Origin of the sequence: Bariatricus sp. HCP28S3_A4, from assembly GCF_052066395.1 — a bacterium.
Lineage (GTDB): Bacteria > Bacillota > Clostridia > Lachnospirales > Lachnospiraceae > Allocoprococcus.
In genome coordinates this window covers 1-21,454 of record NZ_JBQHSE010000033.1, presented here as the reverse complement: position 1 = coordinate 21,454, position 21,454 = coordinate 1, and the positions used below count along the sequence as shown (strand labels likewise).

Annotated in this window: 22 protein-coding genes; 20 read left to right on the top strand and 2 right to left on the bottom strand. The window is 42.8% G+C overall.

Annotated elements, in window-relative coordinates; genetic code table 11:
* Positions 1 to 346: 346 nt before the first annotated feature.
* From ACTNBF_RS13900 to ACTNBF_RS13855, 10 genes are all read left to right on the top strand, one after another.
* Positions 347 to 808 carry a DUF4304 domain-containing protein gene (locus ACTNBF_RS13900; RefSeq protein WP_441030254.1) on the top strand — a complete coding sequence of 154 codons (462 nt, stop codon included), beginning with the start codon at positions 347 to 349 and terminating at the stop codon, positions 806 to 808.
* A gap of 258 nt (positions 809 to 1,066) precedes the next feature.
* Positions 1,067 to 1,771 carry a HEAT repeat domain-containing protein gene (locus ACTNBF_RS13895; protein WP_441089474.1) on the top strand — a complete coding sequence of 235 codons (705 nt, stop codon included), beginning with the start codon at positions 1,067 to 1,069 and terminating at the stop codon, positions 1,769 to 1,771.
* Positions 1,772 to 1,995: 224 nt separating this feature from the next.
* Positions 1,996 to 2,595, top strand: a complete 600-nt coding sequence (locus tag ACTNBF_RS13890) for a hypothetical protein (RefSeq protein WP_441089473.1) — start codon at positions 1,996 to 1,998, stop codon at positions 2,593 to 2,595.
* A 379-nt stretch (positions 2,596 to 2,974) separates the two neighbouring features.
* Positions 2,975 to 3,625, top strand: coding sequence for a hypothetical protein (locus ACTNBF_RS13885; RefSeq protein ID WP_441089472.1), 651 nt, complete (start codon positions 2,975 to 2,977; stop codon positions 3,623 to 3,625).
* The gene (locus ACTNBF_RS13880) at positions 3,582 to 3,860 is read left to right on the top strand and encodes a hypothetical protein (protein WP_441089471.1); all 279 of its coding nucleotides are present in this window, start codon (positions 3,582 to 3,584) and stop codon (positions 3,858 to 3,860) included. The genes ACTNBF_RS13885 and ACTNBF_RS13880 overlap by 44 nt, the downstream gene beginning before the upstream one ends.
* A gap of 167 nt (positions 3,861 to 4,027) precedes the next feature.
* Entirely contained in the window at positions 4,028 to 4,408 is a 381-nt protein-coding gene (locus ACTNBF_RS13875) for a diacylglycerol kinase family protein (RefSeq protein ID WP_427808738.1), read from the top strand.
* Positions 4,409 to 4,444: 36 nt separating this feature from the next.
* Positions 4,445 to 4,846 carry a hypothetical protein gene (locus tag ACTNBF_RS13870; protein ID WP_427808737.1) on the top strand — a complete coding sequence of 134 codons (402 nt, stop codon included), beginning with the start codon at positions 4,445 to 4,447 and terminating at the stop codon, positions 4,844 to 4,846.
* A complete protein-coding gene (locus tag ACTNBF_RS13865) occupies positions 4,839 to 6,431 on the top strand; it encodes an ABC1 kinase family protein (RefSeq protein ID WP_441030669.1) in 1,593 nt (530 codons plus the stop codon). Before ACTNBF_RS13870 ends, ACTNBF_RS13865 begins: the two co-directional genes overlap by 8 nt.
* A gap of 231 nt (positions 6,432 to 6,662) precedes the next feature.
* The gene (locus ACTNBF_RS13860; protein ID WP_441089470.1) at positions 6,663 to 8,747 is read left to right on the top strand and encodes an efflux RND transporter permease subunit; all 2,085 of its coding nucleotides are present in this window, start codon (positions 6,663 to 6,665) and stop codon (positions 8,745 to 8,747) included.
* 5 nt (positions 8,748 to 8,752) lie between these two features.
* A complete protein-coding gene (locus tag ACTNBF_RS13855; protein ID WP_441089469.1) occupies positions 8,753 to 11,239 on the top strand; it encodes a hypothetical protein in 2,487 nt (828 codons plus the stop codon).
* Between the two features lie 120 nt (positions 11,240 to 11,359).
* Here the strand turns inward: ACTNBF_RS13855 and ACTNBF_RS13850 are convergent, their stop codons facing one another.
* A complete protein-coding gene (locus ACTNBF_RS13850) occupies positions 11,360 to 11,608 on the bottom strand; it encodes a hypothetical protein (protein ID WP_441089468.1) in 249 nt (82 codons plus the stop codon).
* Positions 11,609 to 11,793: 185 nt separating this feature from the next.
* On the opposite strand from ACTNBF_RS13850, the gene ACTNBF_RS13845 reads away from it, so the two are divergent.
* From ACTNBF_RS13845 to ACTNBF_RS13820, 6 genes are all read left to right on the top strand, one after another.
* Positions 11,794 to 12,606 (top strand): MBL fold metallo-hydrolase, encoded by an 813-nt coding sequence (locus ACTNBF_RS13845; protein WP_441025174.1) that lies wholly within the window; start codon positions 11,794 to 11,796, stop codon positions 12,604 to 12,606.
* Positions 12,607 to 12,660: 54 nt separating this feature from the next.
* Positions 12,661 to 13,668 carry an ADP-ribosylglycohydrolase family protein gene (locus ACTNBF_RS13840; protein WP_441025183.1) on the top strand — a complete coding sequence of 336 codons (1,008 nt, stop codon included), beginning with the start codon at positions 12,661 to 12,663 and terminating at the stop codon, positions 13,666 to 13,668.
* A gap of 20 nt (positions 13,669 to 13,688) precedes the next feature.
* Positions 13,689 to 13,859: a hypothetical protein gene (locus tag ACTNBF_RS13835; protein ID WP_441042789.1), complete on the top strand. Its 171-nt coding sequence runs from the start codon at positions 13,689 to 13,691 to the stop codon at positions 13,857 to 13,859.
* Between the two features lie 191 nt (positions 13,860 to 14,050).
* Complete coding sequence (locus ACTNBF_RS13830; RefSeq protein WP_441017375.1) at positions 14,051 to 14,470, top strand: DUF3658 domain-containing protein; 420 nt, start codon at positions 14,051 to 14,053, stop codon at positions 14,468 to 14,470.
* Positions 14,471 to 14,530: 60 nt separating this feature from the next.
* Positions 14,531 to 14,662, top strand: coding sequence for a hypothetical protein (locus ACTNBF_RS13825; protein WP_441017372.1), 132 nt, complete (start codon positions 14,531 to 14,533; stop codon positions 14,660 to 14,662).
* Between the two features lie 14 nt (positions 14,663 to 14,676).
* Complete coding sequence (locus ACTNBF_RS13820) at positions 14,677 to 15,924, top strand: AGE family epimerase/isomerase (protein ID WP_441089467.1); 1,248 nt, start codon at positions 14,677 to 14,679, stop codon at positions 15,922 to 15,924.
* A gap of 55 nt (positions 15,925 to 15,979) precedes the next feature.
* Here the strand turns inward: ACTNBF_RS13820 and ACTNBF_RS13815 are convergent, their stop codons facing one another.
* Positions 15,980 to 16,870: a LysR family transcriptional regulator gene (locus ACTNBF_RS13815; protein WP_441089466.1), complete on the bottom strand. Its 891-nt coding sequence runs from the start codon at positions 16,868 to 16,870 to the stop codon at positions 15,980 to 15,982.
* 260 nt (positions 16,871 to 17,130) lie between these two features.
* On the opposite strand from ACTNBF_RS13815, the gene ACTNBF_RS13810 reads away from it, so the two are divergent.
* The 4 genes from ACTNBF_RS13810 (at position 17,131) to ACTNBF_RS13795 (ending at position 21,184) form a co-directional block, all read left to right on the top strand.
* Positions 17,131 to 18,162, top strand: a complete 1,032-nt coding sequence (locus ACTNBF_RS13810; RefSeq protein WP_441089465.1) for an SLC13 family permease — start codon at positions 17,131 to 17,133, stop codon at positions 18,160 to 18,162.
* A gap of 42 nt (positions 18,163 to 18,204) precedes the next feature.
* A complete protein-coding gene (gene ttdA, locus ACTNBF_RS13805; protein WP_441089464.1) occupies positions 18,205 to 19,104 on the top strand; it encodes a L(+)-tartrate dehydratase subunit alpha in 900 nt (299 codons plus the stop codon).
* Positions 19,104 to 19,730, top strand: coding sequence for a L(+)-tartrate dehydratase subunit beta (gene ttdB, locus ACTNBF_RS13800; protein WP_441089463.1), 627 nt, complete (start codon positions 19,104 to 19,106; stop codon positions 19,728 to 19,730). The genes ttdA and ttdB overlap by 1 nt, the downstream gene beginning before the upstream one ends.
* A 179-nt stretch (positions 19,731 to 19,909) precedes the next feature.
* Positions 19,910 to 21,184: a M18 family aminopeptidase gene (locus tag ACTNBF_RS13795; RefSeq protein WP_441089462.1), complete on the top strand. Its 1,275-nt coding sequence runs from the start codon at positions 19,910 to 19,912 to the stop codon at positions 21,182 to 21,184.
* Positions 21,185 to 21,454 lie beyond the last annotated feature (270 nt).

Below are 21,454 nucleotides of genomic sequence, written 5' to 3'. Positions count from 1 at the left end.
AGAAAGGAAAAGCTGATGCATTGGTTATTTCTGTCCGACTGAGATTGGTCATTTTCTCCCGACAATAAATGGCTAATTTCTCCCGACGCTAACATGGGAAAGATTTGTGTTTTTTTATTAGTTTGCCAGATTATACGATAAAAAAGCTTATGAAAATGGGGGATTTTGCTATTAATGAAGTGAACTATCTTAGAAAAAAATGGGGATATAGCCATATTGAAATGTAAATAGTTTGAGGAATGCAGTGACTATATGGAATCTTCGATGGAATACACATCTACGTAAATATAATAAAAAACTAGGTGGAAAAATATTATGCGTTTAGAATTTTACCAGGAGGAGAAAGATGACTAAACAAGAATTTTTAGATTTTTGCCATGAAGAATTTACAAAACGAGGTTTTAAAAAAAGGAAAAAAACTTATTATTTGAACGGTGAAGGAATTTTGGTTGGCCTTTATTTGCAAAAATCAATGGCTGAGGCATATTATGTTGAATTTGATTTTTTCATTGGGGAATTCAAAAATCCTAAATTATACCCGACTACGTATGAATCAGATTATTATGGGCGTGTATGTGTTTTGTCGAAGGATATAGATGAAGGAGACTATTATATGACTGCTTTGATAGAATATGAGTTATATACACCGGAAGAATTAAAGCCGTATTTTGATAAAGCATTTGATGAATTTATTATGCCACCACTACTTGAAGGGAAAGAAACTGTATTAAAGATCATGGAATATTATGATGATTATACACTAGAGGAAAAAGAAAATATTATAAAAAAGCTACAGCTTGATCAATAGTATGGTGCTTAAGGAGTTTTGGGCTTCTATATGGCTCTGGGAATGGACTGGCGGAGAGAAATCCGTTCAGGTATAGAGGGTATTATTACGATGCGGAAGTATGTCTGTATTATCTGAATGGAAGAGCGAGAAGAGAAAACGATTTATAAAAGATCCATTAATTCTATTGTGAAATGGGTTTATGTGAGGTTAAAATAAAGCTGATATTTATACAATAATTTTGTTATGTTTGAGATATTTTGAAGGGAGGAATCAGTCTTGACCAGGAGAAGAACATATCAGGATAAAGAACTCCTGTTAAGAAATTATGTGAGACTAAATAGAATTACAAAGACAGAGTTCAAACAGTTGATGCGGCTTTCAAAAGATAAAAGCTCAGTGATTAGATTTGAAGTGGCTACAATTCTCTTTGATGTTAAGAATCAAGCTTCAAAGAAATTATTATTTCAACTTGCGAAGGATAGGGATTCCTTAGTAAGAGCAGAAGCATATACCTCTTTGTCTGGATTTAAATTTGCTGATGTAGAAGAATTTTTACGAAAGGCAATTGAAAGAGAAAAGGATGAACTTGTTTGTTCTTATGCTATAACATCATGGGGCGAAGTTGCGCTCAAATTATTTGACGAACATGATGAAGATATAAATTATGTTAATAAATTATTGAGAACACATAAAATTATGGTATCAGAACGTTGTAGATTAGAGTGTTATTATGCATTATATGGATTTGGTGATAAAAAAATGCTTAAGAAAATCATGAAATTTTTAAAAAGTACTAATCCATATATTCGTTATATTGTATATGATACACTGGAATTAAGTGTAGACCAGGATAATCGTTCTGAAATAATCGATGTGCTCGAGAAAATGCTAGTAAAAGAAGAACTTCCAGAGTATCGAAAAAAGATTATTTCTTTTTTGAAAAAACAGATAGTTGAAGTTAGCGTTAAGGACAACAACTAATAATTAACTACAAAGCAAAAGGAACGTCTAGCCCACCGGTCGTTCCTTTTTTGCACCCAAATTTCAAGGAAAGGAAGTGAAAATAACATGAAACAGCGTATATTTATCATTAGCTCCAGAGAGATATCAATGGGCTCATTGACAGTACAGGAACGGAGGTAGTAACCTATACGTATGATGCAAGGAAAAACGGCTGAGTAAGAAGAGAAAGGAAAAGATGAAAAATGCCATTAGATAAATTGATAGTCAAATCTGATGAAAAATGGATAAAATTTAGGATACAGCTTACGCTTGGAATACTGATTATTTATTCGATAATATGTCTTATATTAACAGTGGCAGAGCATGAAAGTTTGAAAACATTTATTGGGTATTTTCTTATTATTTCTCCACTTTTTCCAATAGGACTCTGGCGTTGGTGGAATGAAGGAAGAACGATAATTATAGACAAAAAAGGATGTTTAATAAAGCTTTTATTTTACAAAAAGTATTTTTTATGGAATGAATTGAATGTTAGACAGATGAGGCCAAAGATAGGTTTATGGGAATACGAGGGCGTTGTGTTTTCCGCACATGCTTATGATCGCCCTGGAGATAGCAGTAATTGTGATTACTATATGCTAAAGCATCCTTTTACTTGTTTTGTGGTGAATTTTTCGGGGAAGCATCGTCCGATTATGTATGGACAAGCCTTGCCGGTTGTGATTGACGGTGAAATCTGCTCAATAGATAAAGAACGATTTATTAATAAAATGGAAGAGTGGAATGTCAAGTTAGAGACGGTTCGGAAAGTTAATGAAAAAGATTCCTATATTGAAAAGTAATTGAATCTTTTATGGAATATACATCCGGCAGAAGATAGGGCAAGAGTGTTACCGATTCCAGGGGCAACCAGACTTCCGTGGCAGTCGGAAAGACTACCAAGTAAACTGGATGAAGTTAAAAGAATTGAGAATTAAAAGGGAAGATTGTTTAAATAAGGTGGTGTTGAGATGGTACCTAAAAAAGTAGAAGCATATTAAACGGGTATTAAGAAAGGGACACTAAGAATGAAAAAATATAAAAAGAGCTCTTTAAATACAAAAATAGAGCTTGGGTTATAGTTTTTACTAATATATTACAATTATTAAATTTTATGATGCAACTGATGGTCATGATATTAAAAGGTCAATTTGAAACAAAAGGAGCGGAATGGAGATTCGAATGAAAAGGAAATATCATTTTTATTTAGAAAGTAAAAAAGGGATTATAGAATTTTTGAATAAATATGAAGTTCCATATGAAACGCATACTACCATAAGCTTAAACGATAGAATGGAAAAAGTTACAGAGGATATGTGTGTATTTGATTTGTATGGTGATGAGGATACATATCGCAAATTCAAATGGCAATTCCCGAATTATGCAAGTGAAGGAATACGTTCGATTGAATATTCTGAGAAAGAAATAGAAGAGTCGGAATGGTTATTTGTTTACAATAAGAGTAATAAAGTACAGTGGGTATATGATGAAGAGTCGTTTAGAGAGACGTGTAGGGTTAAAATTCCAATTATAGGGAGCCATTATAGACATGCAGAACAGGTAAAATGCTTATCTGCGACAAAAGCGGTAAAATGGGGAACAAGGCAGTTTTTTAGTGGTCCCAATGCCATGGACGATATTATATTTTGTTCGGATAAAGCAAGAAAAATGTTACAGGATAAATGGAACGGATTAGAATTCTGGACAGTCAAAAAGTATAATACCTGTCAAAATATTGAAGATCTTTATCAGCTTGTATTTAATGAAAAATTACCTATTGAAGCGATTCGTGGGTGGAAAAAAGGGACTTGCAGTGAAGGGAAAAGAATATGAAATAAAACCATTTGCTTTTGCTTTATATTATCGTTCAAGAAAGAACCAAAGTTTAGCCGAGGAATGGTATCGGGATTATTTGAAATGTAATTATCAACATATTGAAATGTATTTGCTGTTAGATTATATTTTTTCGGAAAACAAAAGGAGTCTTGATGAAACAATGAGTAAAGTAATTGGTCTTTTTAAGAATCCTGCAACGATAATATTGATCAAAGATAATGGGATAATATAAAGAGATAGCAGTTTTCGTATTGGTTTGCGTTGATTTAAATTGCTATGCACTCGGCAGAAAAGGAATACAAAAATCAGAAGCTGTTTTGTAAAAAATGGTCAAAAATACTGGTCAGTATATATAAAGTTTGTTACAATAGTAACAGAATGTGAGGCAAGGTGATGTAAATGACCGTTAAGAAGAAAGATCCGCTGAAGAAAAGCTTTGGATATGCATTTGAGGGAATCATGACTTGCATAAAGAAAGAGCGGAATATGAAAATCCACTGTGTTTTTACGGCGCTGGTAGTTCTGGCCGGAATCATTCTGGGAATTTCGGCGACAGAGTGGTGTATCTGCCTGACGCTGTTTGGTCTTGTTATGGCACTGGAGCTGGTCAACACTTCGGTGGAGGCAGTGGTTGATCTGGTTACAGAGGAGAGGAAGCCACTGGCAAAGATTGCGAAGGATACGGCGGCGGGCGCTGTTCTGATTGCGGCGATCATGGCTGCGATTGCAGGAGGGATTATTTTTGTGCCGAAGGGACTTGCGTTTCTTGGCATCATTTAACATAGCCGGTGAGGACGGCGGGAAAGGAGAAAAAAGATGGGAAAATTAGGAGAAGGATTAAAGAAGGTTATGCTTGCAGGAGTAGGCGGAGCAGCGATCACTGCTGAGAAATCTGTTGAGATTCTGGATGAGCTGGCTAAAAAGGGCGAGGAAACCGTAGAGCGCGGCAAAGTGATGAATCAGGAGCTTAAGTATAATCTTAAGAAGACGGTGAAGGAAAATATGAATGTTTCGGTGAAGGCTTCGACACCGGAGGAGCTGGATGAGCTTCTTGAAAAGATGACACCGGAGCAGTTGGCACAGCTGAAGGAACGGATCCAGATTATGGAAGGAGACGAGAAGGAAGAAGCGTGTCAGGAGGAAGCATGTGAGTGCGAAAAAGATACTCCGGAAGAGCCGCAGGAGACGAAAGAAGAGTGCGGAGAACTGAATGAATAGCGAAAGCCGGAATTCGGAGTCAGGCGGATACGGCTCCAGATTAAAAGAGATGACGGCGGTTCTGAAAAAACATGGAATCACCAGAGGAGTTACACCGGAGAAACTGCGGCTGATTCTGGAAGACCTGGGACCGACTTACATCAAACTGGGACAGATTATGTCACTGCATTCGGACATTCTTCCGAAAAAGTATTGTGAGGAACTGATCCATTTACACTCGGAAGTGACAGCGATGCCTTTTGAACAGGTGAAAGAGGTCATTGAAGAAGCTTATGGCTTCGGATGGGACGAAGTATTTGCGGACATAGAAGAGGAGCCGCTTGGTTCGGCTTCCATTGCGCAGGTACACAGGGCGGTTTTAAAAAGCGGAGAGCAGGTGGTCGTGAAGGTCCAGCGTAAGGGAATCTACGAGATCATGGCAAGAGATATCGGCCTTCTGCACAAAGCAGTGAAGCTGGTGCCGTCGGCAACGTTGAAAGATATGGTGGATCTGGATATGGTGTTGGACGAGCTGTGGATGGTCGCGCAGGAAGAGATGAATTTCCTTGCGGAGGCGGCCAATATGGAGGAGTTCGCGAAAAAGAATCAGGAAATTGTATTCGTGGAGACGCCACGGCTCTATCGTGAGTACACGACGTCGCATGTTCTGGTAATGGAATATATTGATGGATTTGCCGTTGATGATAAGAAAAACCTGCTTGAAAATGGGTATGATCTGAATGAAATTGGGACGAAACTGGTGGATCATTACATCAAACAGGTCATGGAAGACGGATATTTTCATGCCGACCCGCATCCGGGCAACGTTCGGATCCGAAAGGGCAAGATCGTCTGGATCGATATGGGCATGATGGGACGACTCACGGAAAGGGACCGGGAACTGATCGGAAACGCAATTCAGGGCGTTGCTTTCAACGATATCGGAATGATCCAGGAAGCCGTGCTGGCACTCGGTGATTTTCGGGGAAAACCGGATCAGAGCCGGCTTTATGACGATATTACGAATCTGATGGCGAAGTACGGAACGGCTGAGATGGGCGAAATCGATGTGGCAGAATTGATGCAGGAGTTGATGGAGGTCATGAAGGAGAATCGGATTTCCATGCCTCATGGACTTACAATGCTTGCGAGAGGACTTACCAATATGGAAGGAGTCCTGGCAGAGATCTGCCCGGAGCTCAATATGGTAGAAATTGCGGCGGCGCGTATCAAGGGCAGTTTCTTCGAGAGCGACAGGTGGAAAAAAGAGTTAAAATCAGATGGAAAGCGACTGTATCGCTCACTGAATAAAGCATTTGATATTCCATCTCTGTTGGCGGATATCCTGCAGGGGCATATGAAGGGGCAGACCAAAGTCAATCTGGAACTCCATGTGTCGAAAGATCTGGCATGGCTGCTTCGGAGACTGATCAGAAATATTGTTATGGGACTTTGGGTGATGGCACTTTTGATCAGTTCCAGTATTATCTGTACGACGGATATGCGGCCGAAATTGTGGGGGATCCCGGCAGTCGGAGTTCTGGGATATCTGCTGGCATTTGTAATTGTGATGTATATATTTATTAAGCATTTTATTTCGAAGTGACCGGGTGACAAGTTCATAGTCAAGTAGCAGAAGAGGACGGGGCCATAGTCACAACCAAAAAGCGGAGCTCAGGATTGAGTTCCTTTTTTTGGTTGAGTAACTATGGCCACGTCCTCTCGGTTACCCTCCTCAAAAATGACCATTTTTCAATTTTTTATAAAATATTAATTGACTATTGGTCATTTTGTGCTATATTATATGTTGCATTTGAAAAAAGAGGAGATGAATTCAATGATTAAGGTGGGCAAATGGATTGCAAAGCATCGGGTTTTGATGCTTTTGATCGGTTTTCTGCTGGTTATCCCGTCGGTGATCGGGATAGCGAACACAAGAGTAAATTATGATCTGTTAAGTTACCTTCCGGAGCATTTGGAGACGGTGAAAGGCCAGGACATTATGGTGGATGAATACGGCATGGGTGCATTCTCCATGGTCGTGGTTGAGAATATGAAGATGAAGGATATACAGGCACTGGAAGATAAGTTCAGTGAAGTGCCGCATGTCAAAGATGTGCTCTGGTACGATGATGTGGCGGATATCAGTCTTCCTGTGGAAATGATTCCGAAGGATCTGCGAGAAGCCTTTTTTAAAGGGAATGCAACGATGATGCTGGTGCTTTTTGACGATACGACATCATCGGACAATTCAATGGAAGCGGTAGAGGAAATGCGTAAGATCGCAGATGAGCAATGCTTCATCAGTGGGATGACAGGTGTCGTCGCGGATATTAAAAATCTTGCACTGAAAGAACTTCCAATCTATGTGGTGATTGCAGCGCTCTTAAGCCTTCTGGTTCTGGAGCTGACGTCCGGATCTTTCGTGGTTCCGGTTCTATTTCTGATCAGTATCGGGCTCGCGATTCTCTACAATCTGGGAAGTAATATTTTCCTGGGAGAGACTTCTTATATTACGAAGGCGCTGACGGCTGTGCTGCAGCTTGGAGTTACGATGGACTATTCAATCTTCCTTCTGAATAGTTATGAAGAGAATAAGAGACGTTTCCCGGGAGAGAAAGAACGGGCCATGGGTCATGCGATCGCCAATACGTTCAAATCCGTAGCAGGAAGTTCGGTAACAACGATTGCCGGATTTATCGCTCTTTGCGTCATGACATTTGCACTCGGAAGAGATCTTGGAATCGTTATGGCGAAGGGCGTTCTGATTGGAGTGATCTGTTGTGTTACGATCCTTCCGGCACTGGTTTTGGTATTTGATAAAGCGATCGAGAAGACACAGCACCGGCATTTGCTGAACAATATGGATCGGCCTTCCACATTTATCACAAAACATTATAAGGCGTGGATCCTCATTTTCCTGGTTCTTTTGTTCCCGGCAATTTACGGAAACAATCATACGGAGATTTATTATAATATTGCAGAGTCCCTTCCGGACACGCTGGACAGTAATGTTGCAAATGCAACGCTGAAAGAGGATTTTGACATGAGCAACATTCACATGGTGCTGATGGATAAGAATATGGACAGTTTGGATAAACAGAAGATGTTTGACCAGATCGATCAGGTGGAAGGGGTGAAATGGACGATCAGTAAGAATTCATTGATCGGGCCGTCTGTGCCGGATTCTATGATACCGAGTGATATTAAGAGTATGCTGCAGAGCGACGACTATGAGATCGCTTTTATCTGTTCTGAGTATGAGTCGGCGACGGATCAGGTAAATGAACAGATCGCGCAGATCGATCAAATTGTGAAATTGTATGATACAACCGGAATGGTTATCGGAGAGGCACCGCTTATGAAGGACCTTCAGGATGTCACCGATACCGATCTGATTCGGGTAAATGCGCTCTCGATCATTGCGATATTTATCATCATCATGATCGTGTTCAAATCCATTTCCCTTCCAATCATTCTGGTGGCCGTTATCGAATTTGCCATCATGGTAAATATGGCGATTCCTTATTATCAGGGAACGAGCCTTCCGTTTGTGGCGAGTATCGTGATCGGTGCGATCCAATTGGGAGCGACTGTGGATTATGCGATCCTGATGACGACCCGTTATCAGAAGGAGCGGCAGCGTGGCAAGGATAAAATGGAGGCAATCAGCATTGCACACAAAATCAGTATGCCGTCTATTATCAGCAGCGGACTGAGTTTCTTTGCGGCAACGTTCGGAGTGGCATGCTACTCTCAGGTAGAAATGATCGGTTCCATCTGTACGCTGCTCGCGCGGGGGGCCATTATCAGTATGATCGTAGTCATTCTGGTACTTCCGGCCATGTTTATGATATTTGACAAAGTAATATGCAAGACTTCCATCGGATTTCTTGGTAAAAATAAAGCAGAAAGGGCGTAGAAATCATGAATAGAAACAGTAAAATCAAACGGAAACTTACAGCTTCTCTCGCAGTGGGAATGTCGGTGATGATGAGTGCAGTTCCGGTTCTTGCGGCAGATCAGGAAGTAGTATATAAAGATGAGACAGTGTATGTAAATACGGATGCATTGGGGAATACGGATGCGATTACGGTATCCAACTGGCTGAAAAATTCCGGAAGCATTTCCGGAAATCTGACCGATCAAAGTACCCTGCAGAATATCAAAAACATTAAAGGAGAAGAGACGTTTCAGGAGGGAAATGGTAAGCTGGTATGGAATACGGACGGAAAAGATATTTACTATCAGGGAACGACCGATCAGGAGCTTCCGGTTTCTGTAAAGCTTACGTATTATCTGGACGGAAAAGAAATAAAGCCCGATGAGCTGAAGGGAAAGAGCGGACATCTGACGATTCAGGTGGATTATGAGAATCGTGAGAAAAAAACGGTGGATGTGGATGGAACGAAAGAAGAGGTCTATACACCGTTTGTTATGATGACAGGAATGATCCTTTCAAATGATACGTTTAACAACGTCACGATCGATAACGGGAAAATTATTTCCGATGGAAACAGGAGCATTGTTCTGGGGTTTGGAATGCCTGGCTTAAGGGAGAGTCTGGATCTGGATGAGAAGAAGGATGCAGGGGCGCAGCTTACCATACCGGAAAGCCTGAAGATTGAAGCAGATGTTACTGATTTTTCGATGTCTGCTACATTTACCATAGCACTTTCTGATCTTCTGGATGATATGGATCTGAACGATATCGCAGACTTCGATGAGCTGCAGGATTCTCTGGATGAGCTGGAAGATGCGGCGTTGGAACTGGTCAGCGGGTCCGGAGCGCTTTCGGATGGAGCCACATCGCTTGCGGATGGTGTAAATAGTTATACAGAAGGTGCCGATGAACTGAACGATGCGATTCAGATGTATCTTGGCAAAAACGGAACGTTAAGCGGCAGTGTGACCGAGTATGTGGACGGAGTCAATAAGGTGGCCAAGGGAGTACAGGATTACACAGACGGAGCCAATGCGCTGGCTGACGGCGTGACCTCCTATGTGACAGGAGAGCAGCAGCTTGCAGCCGGAGCAACCCAGCTTTCAGAGCTTGGAAACGGGCTGCAGATGGTACAGTCTGCGATTCAAAAATTGAGTCTTGCGACGGATGGAGAAGGGGACTCGGCAGAGGATATCAAAGCCGCGGCCAAAGAACTGGCGGCTGGAACGGCTGCACTGAAAGAAGCTCTTGGAACGAAAGAAGTTCAGATGCTTCTGGGAACGGTAGATTCTATGGTGAAGACCGGGAATGAAATGATTGATGCGACAGGACAAATGGAGTCGGAACTGAAGGAAGGTGTTGCGGCTCCGGTGCAGAACATCGCAGTCACGCTGCAGCAGATGCAGAGCCGGCTGGCAACGATCAATCAGCAGCTTGCCGGCCTTCAGAGAGAATGCCAGAAAGAGGCAGACAGCCTGAATCAAAAGATCAACGCCTATAATCAGACGGTCAATCAGGCAAAGAAGGCGGCAGCAGACAGTAAAAGTCAGATGAATGCTTCGATTCAGACACTACAAGAGCAGCTAAATCGTACAACAGATGAAACTGCGAGAGCAGAACTGGAAGCTTCGATTCAGGCGTTACAGAAAGCTCAGAATGCGGCAGATGGAATCAATCAGCTTTCCACAATGGAAAAAGCCAGCATAGAAATCCCGACCATTGATACAACTGCATTCCAGGGATGGCTTGTTTCCCTTTCAGAAAACATGAAGACGTTTTCTGATACGGCTGAAAATCTGAAGGTACAGCTTGCAGAAATGGGAGAGAGATTGAGCGAGATCCAGAAGGTAAAAGAAAGTCTTCCATCTGATTCTATCCAGGAACTGACGACAAAGATCGACATGCTGGATGGCGGAATGCAGAGACTGAATGCTGCGATCGGAGGAGAAGGCGGATTATCCGAAAGTCTTGCTTCGTTAAATGCGGCGACAGCAGAACAGTTCCCGAAAGCAATCAGCGGTATCCATGCATTGAATGATGGATTTGAAACACTTGGCGAGTACAATGCTTCTCTCCTCGAAGGGGCAGCGAAGCTGAAAGCCGGAAGTGAGTCACTGGTTACTGGCATCGGTACCTTACAGAGTGGAACCAATCAGCTTGCAAGCGGCCTGAATACACTTGGCACACAGATGTCAGCAGGATCAGCAAAACTCACATCAAACAGTGAGGCTCTTCGGAGCGGGGCATCTGAGCTTCAGTCAGGAGCAGCCGAGCTGGCAGAGGGAATGCGCAAGTTTGACAGAGAAGGTACCAGTAAGCTGAAGAATACCGTGGAAGAGGAACTTGGCGATATCCTTGACAGACTGGATGCGTTGATGTCGGATGACTGTGCATATCAGACATTCAGCGGAAAAGACAGCTCGATGGACGGAAATGTAAAATTCGTGATCGAGACGGAGGCAATAGAATAGGACAGTATATTCTGTTGTGAAGAAATACCGGGTACACAGCCCAGCCCTGGCGGTGGCTGTGTACCCGGTATTTTCGCTGTATTTTTAATCTGATGTGGATTACTTTTGTGATTTGGCCAATTATGATTCTAAAAGTGCAATGGATTTTTTGAGGGAATCAATGGTATCAAAAGCTTCTTCCAGTTTTTGGGTTGCCGTATTGAACTCTTGTATTGTGGCATCGCGTTCCTGCTTTGCAACATCACGTTCCAGCTTCATTTCATTCAGCTCTCTTTCCGCACGTTCCCGCTCTTTTAGACGTCCGAATTCAATCAAGTGATCCCCGGTAAGTGCCATACAGCTCCATTTGTGAATACACTGATTATCCATAACGGATAAAAGAAGTGGAAGTCTCAGAATGAAACTTCCGAAGTAGAAGGGTTATAGTATAGTGTTATGGAAAATGCAACAGTTGTGTTCCATGAAAAGAGTATATAGAAATATGTACACTGTTTTTTTCCCTGGTTTTTTGGTACAATATTTTCAAATTCGAAAGGTAATAAGGTGTTATTATTATGAAAGCGACTGTGTTAGTTGATAATATTTCATGTAATGAACTGGCCGGTGAGTGGGGATTAAGTATCTACATTGAATACGGAGATAAGAAGATCTTGCTGGATACCGGCGCGTCAGAACTTTTTCTGGAAAATGCTGAGAAAATGGGAGTATCCATAAAAGAGGTTGACTATGCCGTACTTTCGCACGCGCACTATGATCACTCGAACGGGATGAAAGCATTTTTTGAAAATAATGATAAATCAAAATTTTATCTGCAAGAAGGGGCAGCCGAAAACTGTTATTTCAAAAAATGGATTTTCCACAAATATATTGGTCTGCCCAGGAATATCCTGACTGACTATAAAGACAGAATTGTATATGTGAAGGAAGATTATGAGCTTTGTAAAGGGGTATATCTGATTCCCCATAAGACAGAGGGACTGAGACAGCTTGGTAAAAGGGAAAAGATGTATCAGAAGAAGCCGGATGGATGGCAGCCGGATGATTTTTCACATGAACAGAGCCTTGTGTTTGACACGGATAAGGGGCTGGTGATCTTTAACAGCTGTTCTCATGGCGGGGCTGCAAATATCATCCGTGAGGTAGCGGATACATTTGCCGGAAAGAAGGTGTATGGCCTGATCGGAGGATTTCATTTGTACAATAAATCCGAAGAGGAAATACGGACCTTAGCTGGGAAAATAAAAAAAACCGGTATTGCCTATGTATGCACGGGTCACTGCACGAAAGATAAAGCTTACGGAATTCTCAAAGAGGAACTTGGCGGGATGCTGCATCAGCTGCATGTGAATCTAATCATGGAATTCTGAGTCCATTGATGAATGTACAGGAAGAACGAAAGGAAATAGATGGATAAGAAAGAGTTGAGAAATAAAGTGGCAGGAGCTTTATATGGGATGGCTCTTGGTGATGCTATGGGAATGCCGGCAGAATTATGGGGACGAAAAAAGGCCCGGGATTTCTTTGGGAAAAAGATTGAAGGATTGATGGATGGTCCTGCGGAAAATGAAGTGGCGTGCAACTATAAAAGAGGTCAGTTTACAGATGACACGGCACAGGCATTGGTGATTTTGGATTCTATTGCTGCTACAGGATATGTGCCGGATGCCAGGGATATTGCGGTGCGGATGATCGCCTGGGCAGAGAAAGAGAATGCCTGGGAGAAGAATATTCTTGGACCCACATCGAAGGCGGCACTTTCTAATTTCCGGGATGGAATTAAGGATACTACCATTACGGACGGAGCACTTTCAAATGGGAGTGCAATGAGGATTCCTCCCGTTGGCTGCCTTTTCTTACCGGAAAGAAAGCAGGAAATTGTGGACTATGTTTACGGTGTATCGAGAGCTACGCACACCAGCGATGTGACGATTGCCGGTGCTTCCATGATTGCGGTAGGTGTCAGTTCAGCGATTGTGAATGATGATTTTGAAAAGGTAATCGGTGATATTCTGGCAATTGAGGAACTCGGATATAAAAAAGGATGCGAGACATTCAGCGCAAGGCTGAAAGAACGGACGAAAATCGCACTGGAAATTGCAGGACAGGAATACGAAGATGAGGAGCAGTTTGCAAAGCGGATCTATGATGTGATCGGAACCGGTGTGGGAATCATCGAATCCGTACCTGCGGCAATTGCAGCCGCATATTATGCGCAGGATCCGAACCGGTGCTCCCTGTTGTGTGCCAATATGGGTGGGGATACAGATACCATCGGCGCAATGGCGACTGCAATCTGCGGTGCATTTACCGGAGCAGATGCGATTAAGAAAGAATATATAAAAGTACTAAAGGAACAGAACGATGTAGATTTTGAATATTATATTGAAATTTTGTTGAAGGGAAGGGGATGTTTGTCTTGGGGACATTGATTTGTCCCCAGTAAAGGATAATGAATAGCAATGAAATAAAATGGGACAAACTTTTGCGGATTCATACTATGGGAAGAGATGATTCGAATGCGGATCAGTATCGCTACCCATATGAACCTACGCCTTATTCAGTATTGGAGCGGCTGGCAAATACCGGACTGATCCGAAAGGGAAATACGCTTTTGGATTAAGGATGTGGAAAGGGGCGTGTGGACTTTTTCCTTTCCTATCAGACACGTTGCCGGTCTATAGGTATTGAATACGACGAACGAATTTATAGGAAGGCAATGGAGAACAAAGAAACGTCCCTATAGGAGGTATGATATGATAGAAATTGTATTCAGCGAAAGTGCGGAGGGTTCCCTCAAGGTGGCGCAAAGCTATGGGAGAGGGAAATATCCCGGTGGAGCTTTCAGCGGAAGAGTGGAATCGGTATCTTCCTCTGCAGCAGAAGGCCACGGACATTTTTGTAAAAATGTGTGCGGAAGAATGGAGAGAGTTGAAGGAAGAGAATGCTCCGCTGCGAGCTGTGATTAACGGAAGGTTAATGAGCGTTGCGGAAACGTTATATGACAGATATATTGAGCTGGAAATTACAAAAGCACCGCAGGAATTTTATGAGGCGAGAGTGATCGGGGATGTCATGGGTAAATACCGGCTTGCGATCAGTGATGTCTGGATACATGGGCGAATCGAGCAGATGATGGAAGCCGGAATACTGGAGGTGGCAGAAGAGGCCGGACCGGATATGCCGGTATACAGAAGGAAACTCAGGAAAAGAAAGCAAAATCAGGAGGAATAGAGATGGAGTAAAGAACAGAAATTTTGGAAGAGTATGGCGCTCGCCATCATTCCGATATGCATGTTTTTGTTAAGTGGGATTACGTTAAGACATGTGCTTCTGGTCGTGAGTGCCGTTGTATTTGGAATCGGGCATATCTACAATATTGACAGAAAAAGTATTGATGATATAACGATGGTAGATTGCTATTAAGGAGAAATAAAGTAATGGAAAAAAAGTATCAAATTGACACAGTGGAAAACAAAAAGTTTATGAACGAAATCCGAGATAATCTGTTTGATTTTGGATATCGTTTTCCGTCTCCTGAGGGGAGTGCATATTATTTAGGGGATGACGGAACTCCGTGGAAGGAGCGAAACAGGGAAACATGGATTACCTGCCGTATGGCACATGTTTACAGTTTGGGGACCTTACTTGGACATGCGGGGAGTGAAGCATTGGTCGATGAAGCACTTCGGGGAATTCGTGGTGAACTCCATGATGTGAAAAACGGGGGATGGTATGCAGGGGTTACTGCGGATGGAATAGCTCTGCCCAGTAAGCAGTGTTATGCACATGCATTTGTCATTCTCACCGCGACATCTGGAATTCTTGCCGGGCGGGCCGGAGCAGAAGAATTGTTGGATGAGGCATTGAAACTCTACGATCTAAGGTTCTGGAATGAAGAGGAAGGGCTTTCCTGTGATACGTGGAATACAGAATTTACAGTTTTAGATAATTATCGGGGATTAAATGCCAATATGCATACGGTGGAAGCGTTCCTGGCGGTAGCGGATGCAGTGGGAAAAGAAGAATATCGAGCGAGAGCAGGACGTATTATTGATCATGTTATCAGCTGGGCGTCTGTAAATAACTGGAGGATACCGGAACATTTTACAAAAGAATGGGAAGCAGATCTGGAGTGCAATAAGGAACAGCCGGCAGATCAGTTTAAACCATATGGGGCGACACCGGGGCATGGAATTGAATGGGCAAGACTGATTACACAGTGGGCACTTTCTACATACAAAAATGACAGAGAGTCCGCATGGACATATATAGAGGCGGCAGAAAAGCTGTTTCACCGGGCTGTTCAGGATGCGTGGAATGCGGATGGGGCACTCGGAATCGTTTATACGACAGACTGGAATGGAGAACCGGTAGTACATGACAGAATGCACTGGACGCTGGCAGAAGCAATCAATACATCTGCAGTGCTTTATCATGTGACGAAAAAGCAGGAATATGCCAAGAAGTATGCAGAATTTATGCAGTATCTGGATGAGGACGTGTTGGATCATGTGAACGGATCGTGGTTCCATCAGATGGATCGGAACAATAAGGTGATTGGTACAGTATGGCCGGGAAAATCCGATCTTTATCATGCGGTACAGGCAACATTGATTCCATATTATGTACCGGATGTGTCTATTGCACAGGCGGTGAAAAAATCTTTAGAGTTAAGCGAACTATAGAAAAAATGGAAGTAATCAGGGAAAGCGAACTGATGATTACTTCCATTTTCCATTCTTAAGACGGCGTGAAAAGTTCAGGATTCATTTCCTGTACAAAAGCAATATATTTTTCCACACTGTCGTTCACATATTTCCCTTTTTTCCACACCAACCCAATCTCCTGGCGGATAGCCGGGGCAACAGGGATACCGATCAGCCCGGGCAGATTTTTCATCAGAGAAGAATAGAGGAATGCTCCGCCCAGATGATTGCTGATAAAGTTCCGGATGGTAAAGAGCTGGCTGGCATGCATGATCACGTTTGGCTTGATTCCGGAACTTTCGAAGCGAGAATACAAAGTCGTATTTAAAACAGAGTCCGTATTATACAGGATCAGCTTTTCGTCTTTCAGCATTTCCAGAGAGACTTCTTTTTCATTAGCCAGAGGATGTTCCGGAGACACACAGAATACAATCCTGTCAGACAGAAGCTGATAGGAATTCAGCTTATCGATTTCATAAAAATTCATATTTACAAGTGCAAGGTCCAGTGTCTCGTCAAATACCATGTTGGCAGCCCGGATTGAGCCATATTCGAACAGCTCAATAGGAATAGAAGGATATTCTTTTTGAAAAGAGATCAGCATGTCCGGATAGAAGACCGTACTGAGAAGAGGCGGGATTCCGATTCGGATCGGGCTGACCTGCCTGCCGAGGTCATAGAGTTCCGAGGAGGTCTGATTGATGGTATCAAGCAGTTTGCTCGCTTTTTGATAGAAGATTTCGCCCTCTTTGGTTAGAGACATATGGTTCTTGGTTCGCGCAAACAGGCTGATAGAGAATTCCTTTTCCAATTCTTTGATTGCGTTTGAAATGGCGGGCTGGGTAACGTAAAGCTTCTGAGCAGCCTGCGTAATACTGTGATAGCGGCATACGGCGCAAAAGTATTCTAACTGGATGATCTTCATGTTTTTTTCTTTTCTGAAATTTTTTCGGGAAGCATTTTTAAGCAGAATCGATAAAAACAGAGCTGCTTTTTCTTTGGATTATACCATATCACAAGTAAAAATGCACAAAAATCCGCCCCACATTAAGCTTTTTTTATGGAGTTATAAGTATTCGTAAATGTACAAGCCGAAAATAATTTCCTATAATGAAATCGTAACAAGAAGTAATAAGAACGGCCGTCATATTACTCGATAAATGAATAAGGATTGGGGGAAAGCAAATGAGTCCATCTACAATTACGTTACTTTTTCTCCTGTTTGCAGTCGTAATGTTCGTGCTGGAAAAGATTCCGCTGGGTGTTACTTCGATGATCGTCTGTATCGGACTGGTCGTGACAGGAGTGCTGGATGTCAAAACAGCTTTTGCGGGATTTATTGACAGCAATGTTATTTTATTTGTGGCAATGTTCATCGTCGGCGGTGCATTATTTGAGACCGGAATGGCAAATAAGATCGGTGGAATTGTAACAAAATTTGCAAAGACGGAGCGCATGCTGATCGTTGCAATCATGGTGATCGTGGGATTCCCGATTCTGATCGTAGGCATTCTTTTCTATGCGACGATTGGGTATAAGCTTCTGCCGAGTCATGAAGTGGCAGATGACGGTGCATTTGATACACAAAAGGATTTTAGCGATGTGCCGGTGTGGAAACAGTGGTTATCACTTATCATTCTGGTGCTCACGCTTCTGGCTATGATTTTTGAAGATAAGATAGGAATCAAGCTTTGTATATCCGGAGGAATCGGAGCGCTGCTTCTGATCCTTACCGGAGTGATTTCAGAAAAAGATGCGCTGAAATCGATCGACCTGAAGACGATCTTCCTGTTTGGAGGTACCTTGTCTTTGGCATCAGCTCTTCAGAGTACAGGAGCAGGAGAATTGATCGCGGGCAAAGTGATCGGAGCATTAGGAGAGAATCCGTCACCGTACATTTTAACACTGGTCGTATTCCTGCTCTGCTGTATCATGACGAACTTTATGTCCAATACGGCAACAACAGCACTGATGGTTCCGATCTGCCTCTCCATTGCCCAGGGGATGGGAGCGGATCCGAGAGCCGTGCTGATGGCATGTGTGATCGGAGGATCATGTGCATATGCGACACCGATCGGAATGCCGGCAAATACCATGGTGGTGGGAGCCGGAGGATATAAATTTATGGATTATGTGAAATCAGGTTTCCCGCTGATCATCATTGCAACGGTTGTAAGTATGATCATTCTTCCGATTGCATTTCCATTCTTCCCGTAAGAGAAGAAAGACTGAATTCAAATTTATAAGGAGTGAAAAGATATGGATAAGAAACAACAGGTAGAGCAGCTTACTACTTATATGGCAAATTTTGTGTCCTACATCGGTAAAGTGCTGCCGGATGATATTATTGCAAAGCTGGATGAACTTGCCGAGAAGGAAGACAGTCCGCTTTCGAAGGTCATTTACCAGACTATGAAAAAGAATCAGGTATTGGCAAAAGAACTGAACAGGCCGAGCTGCCAGGATACAGGTGTCCTGCAGTTATGGGTAAAATGCGGAACCGCATTTCCGCTGATTGGAGAACTGGAAGCATTATTAAAAGAAGCTGTTGTGAAAGCAACGTTTGAAGCACCGCTTCGTCATAACAGTGTAGAGACATTCGACGAATACAATACCGGCAAAAATGTGGGAAAAGGAACGCCGACAGTATTCTGGGATATTGTTCCGGATAGCGATCAGTGTGAAATCTATGCCTACATGGCAGGAGGTGGATGTACCCTTCCGGGAAAAGCCATGGTTCTGATGCCGGGCGCAGGTTATGAGGGGGTTACGAAATTTGTTATGGATGTCATGACATCCTATGGGCTTAATGCATGTCCGCCGCTTCTGGTAGGCGTGGGTGTTGCGACTTCTGTGGAAACCGCGGCGCTTCTTTCCAAGAAAGCACTGATGCGTCCGCTTGGAAGCCATAATGAAAACGAACGCGCGGCATCCATGGAAAAACTGCTGGAAGACGGCATCAACGCGATCGGTCTCGGACCACAGGGTATGGGTGGAAAATATTCTGTTATGGGCGTTCACATTGAAAATACGGCAAGACATCCGTCCGCAATCGGAGTTGCTGTCAATGTAGGATGCTGGTCACACAGAAGAGGCCACATTATTTTTGATAAAGATCTCAACTATACAATCACGACACATTCGGGGGTGGAATTATAATGCTGGAAATGAAAGATGGAAAGAAAATCCTTACAACACCAATATCAGATGAGGATTTGGCAAATATCCATATTGGAGATATCGTATACTTAAACGGAAGTATGACAACATGCAGAGACGTTGCACACAGAAGACTGGTGGAAGCCGGAAGAGAACTTCCGGTTGATGTGAGAAACGCAGCCATTTTCCATGCAGGACCGATCATCCGTCCTCTGGAAAACGACAAATTCGAGATGGTATCCGTCGGGCCGACCACCAGCATGCGTATGGAGAAATTCGAAAAAGAATTTGTTGAAAAGACCGGTGTGAAGGTCATTATCGGAAAAGGCGGTATGGGGGCTAATACAGAGTACGCCTGCAAGAATTATAAAGCGATCCACTGTGTATTCCCGGCGGGAAATGCAGTAGTTGCAGCAACTGAGGTAGAGGAAATTGTGGATGCCCAGTGGCGCGATTTGGGAATGCCGGAAACTCTGTGGCATTGCCGTGTAAAAGAATTTGGACCGCTCATCGTATCCATTGACACAGAAGGGCGTAACCTGTTTGAAGAGAATAAAGTAATCTTCAACGAAAGAAAAGATAAAGCCATTGAAGAAATCTGCAAACACGTCAGCTTTATCAAATAATTTATTAAGATTGTATTAAAACCGAGTTTTTGCCTCTAAGGACCATACAACGAGTAAACTGCCATGCTTGTTGTGTGGTCTTTTTTCGCAATTATACTTTTATAAAATTTCTTGTAGAATGGTGGGAAAAGTGTTAGACTGTTGACTGGGAAAATGGTTGTATATTGGAGGAATGAAAAATGTATAAGAAAACGGCAGAAGATATGGCATCTTTTATCAAGAACAGCCCGACTGCATTTCATGCGGTAGATTCACTGAAAAAGATTTTGAATGGGGAAGGATATCAGGAGCTTTCGGAAGGAAGGCGCTGGGAGGTCAGCCCGGGAGGAAAATACTACGTTACCCGAAATGATTCCAGTCTGATTGCGTTGAAAGTTGGAGCGAATCTGGAGAACTACAGATTTAACATCGTGGCTTCCCACAGCGATTCACCTACATTTAAGATTAAGGAAAATGAAGAACTGGAAGTCCGCGGTAAATACATCCAACTGAATACAGAAGGATATGGAGGAATGCTCTGTGCACCATGGTTTGACAGGCCGCTTTCTGTTGCCGGAAGAGTAGTGGTCAAAGAAGGAAATAGATTTGTGAGCAGACTTGTTAAGGTGGATCGTGATCTGGTAATGATTCCGAACGTAGCTATTCATATGAATCGAAAAGTAAATGAGGGATTAGAATACAATAAACAGGTCGATATGCTGCCACTTTTTGGCGGCAGCGAATGTCGGAAAGGCGATTTCAAAAAAATGATCGCAGAAGAACTGGGGACGGAAGAGAAGGACATTTACGGAATGGATCTATATCTCTATAATCGTATGGAACCTTCCATTTGGGGAGCGAATGAGGAATTCATTTCCTGTCCGCAGTTGGATGACCTACAGTGTGCATACGCTTCTTTGCAAGGATTTTTGAAAGGGACAAACGAGGAATCTATCAATGTATTTGCCTGTTTCGATAACGAAGAGGTGGGCTCGGGAACAAAGCAGGGAGCGGGTTCTACATTTTTATATGATGTTCTTCATCGGATTAGTCGGGGATTAGGAAAAGACGAAGAAGAGTTTTATTGTGCTCTGGCTTCCAGCTTTATGCTGAGCTGTGATAATGCCCATGCCGTCCATCCGAATCATCCGGAGAAGACGGATGCATGTAACTGCGTTTATATGAATGAAGGAATCGTGATAAAATCCCATGCCGGCCAGAAATATACGAGCGATGCGGTCAGTACTGCTGTTTTCAAAGAAATCTGTGAAAAAGCAGGAGTACCGGTACAGTTTTTTTCGAATCGGTCGGATATGGCAGGGGGAAGTACACTCGGTAATATCGCAATGTCTCAGGTATCAGTGAACAGTGTTGACATAGGATTGCCGCAGCTTTCCATGCATTCTCCTTATGAAACGGCGGGAATTAAGGATACCTATTATATGATTCGGGCAACGGAAGAATTCTTTGGGTAATGGGGGTAATGGGGACGTTGCTTTTGACACGATGCTGGGGTCAAAAGGTACCCAACTAATTAAATAACTACTATTGATGAAAGACATATGGTATAATCATCTTATCAAATAAAGGTGGTTTGCATATGTCTTTTAAAACAAATGATGTAGAACAGTTATCTCTGTTCGATAGTTTTTTAAACCTCACTGCACGTGAGCAAAAAGCGTTAGAAAATTCCTGGGCAAAAGTTTTCGCTGAAGAAGTGTTCCCTAAAATTGATGAAAAACCTT

Excerpts from the sequence above, each read along its gene's own strand:
- ACTNBF_RS13830 (WP_441017375.1), top strand. The coding sequence starts at position 14,051 with ATGGGAGAGGGAAATATCCCGGTGGAGCTTTCAGCGGAAGAGTGGAAT.
- ACTNBF_RS13870 (WP_427808737.1), top strand. The coding sequence starts at position 4,445 with ATGGGAAAATTAGGAGAAGGATTAAAGAAGGTTATGCTTGCAGGAGTA.
- ttdA (WP_441089464.1), top strand. The coding sequence starts at position 18,205 with ATGGATAAGAAACAACAGGTAGAGCAGCTTACTACTTATATGGCAAAT.
- ACTNBF_RS13820 (WP_441089467.1), top strand. The coding sequence starts at position 14,677 with ATGGAAAAAAAGTATCAAATTGACACAGTGGAAAACAAAAAGTTTATG.
- ACTNBF_RS13795 (WP_441089462.1), top strand. The coding sequence starts at position 19,910 with ATGTATAAGAAAACGGCAGAAGATATGGCATCTTTTATCAAGAACAGC.
- ACTNBF_RS13855 (WP_441089469.1), top strand. The coding sequence starts at position 8,753 with ATGAATAGAAACAGTAAAATCAAACGGAAACTTACAGCTTCTCTCGCA.
- ACTNBF_RS13865 (WP_441030669.1), top strand. The coding sequence starts at position 4,839 with ATGAATAGCGAAAGCCGGAATTCGGAGTCAGGCGGATACGGCTCCAGA.
- ACTNBF_RS13825 (WP_441017372.1), top strand. The coding sequence starts at position 14,531 with ATGTTTTTGTTAAGTGGGATTACGTTAAGACATGTGCTTCTGGTCGTG.
- ACTNBF_RS13835 (WP_441042789.1), top strand. The coding sequence starts at position 13,689 with ATGAATAGCAATGAAATAAAATGGGACAAACTTTTGCGGATTCATACT.
- ACTNBF_RS13885 (WP_441089472.1), top strand. The coding sequence starts at position 2,975 with ATGAAAAGGAAATATCATTTTTATTTAGAAAGTAAAAAAGGGATTATA.
- ACTNBF_RS13860 (WP_441089470.1), top strand. The coding sequence starts at position 6,663 with ATGATTAAGGTGGGCAAATGGATTGCAAAGCATCGGGTTTTGATGCTT.
- ACTNBF_RS13890 (WP_441089473.1), top strand. The coding sequence starts at position 1,996 with ATGCCATTAGATAAATTGATAGTCAAATCTGATGAAAAATGGATAAAA.
- ttdB (WP_441089463.1), top strand. The coding sequence starts at position 19,104 with ATGCTGGAAATGAAAGATGGAAAGAAAATCCTTACAACACCAATATCA.
- ACTNBF_RS13810 (WP_441089465.1), top strand. The coding sequence starts at position 17,131 with ATGAGTCCATCTACAATTACGTTACTTTTTCTCCTGTTTGCAGTCGTA.
- ACTNBF_RS13875 (WP_427808738.1), top strand. The coding sequence starts at position 4,028 with ATGACCGTTAAGAAGAAAGATCCGCTGAAGAAAAGCTTTGGATATGCA.
- ACTNBF_RS13845 (WP_441025174.1), top strand. The coding sequence starts at position 11,794 with ATGAAAGCGACTGTGTTAGTTGATAATATTTCATGTAATGAACTGGCC.
- ACTNBF_RS13815 (WP_441089466.1), bottom strand. The coding sequence starts at position 16,870 with ATGAAGATCATCCAGTTAGAATACTTTTGCGCCGTATGCCGCTATCAC.
- ACTNBF_RS13850 (WP_441089468.1), bottom strand. The coding sequence starts at position 11,608 with ATGGATAATCAGTGTATTCACAAATGGAGCTGTATGGCACTTACCGGG.
- ACTNBF_RS13900 (WP_441030254.1), top strand. The coding sequence starts at position 347 with ATGACTAAACAAGAATTTTTAGATTTTTGCCATGAAGAATTTACAAAA.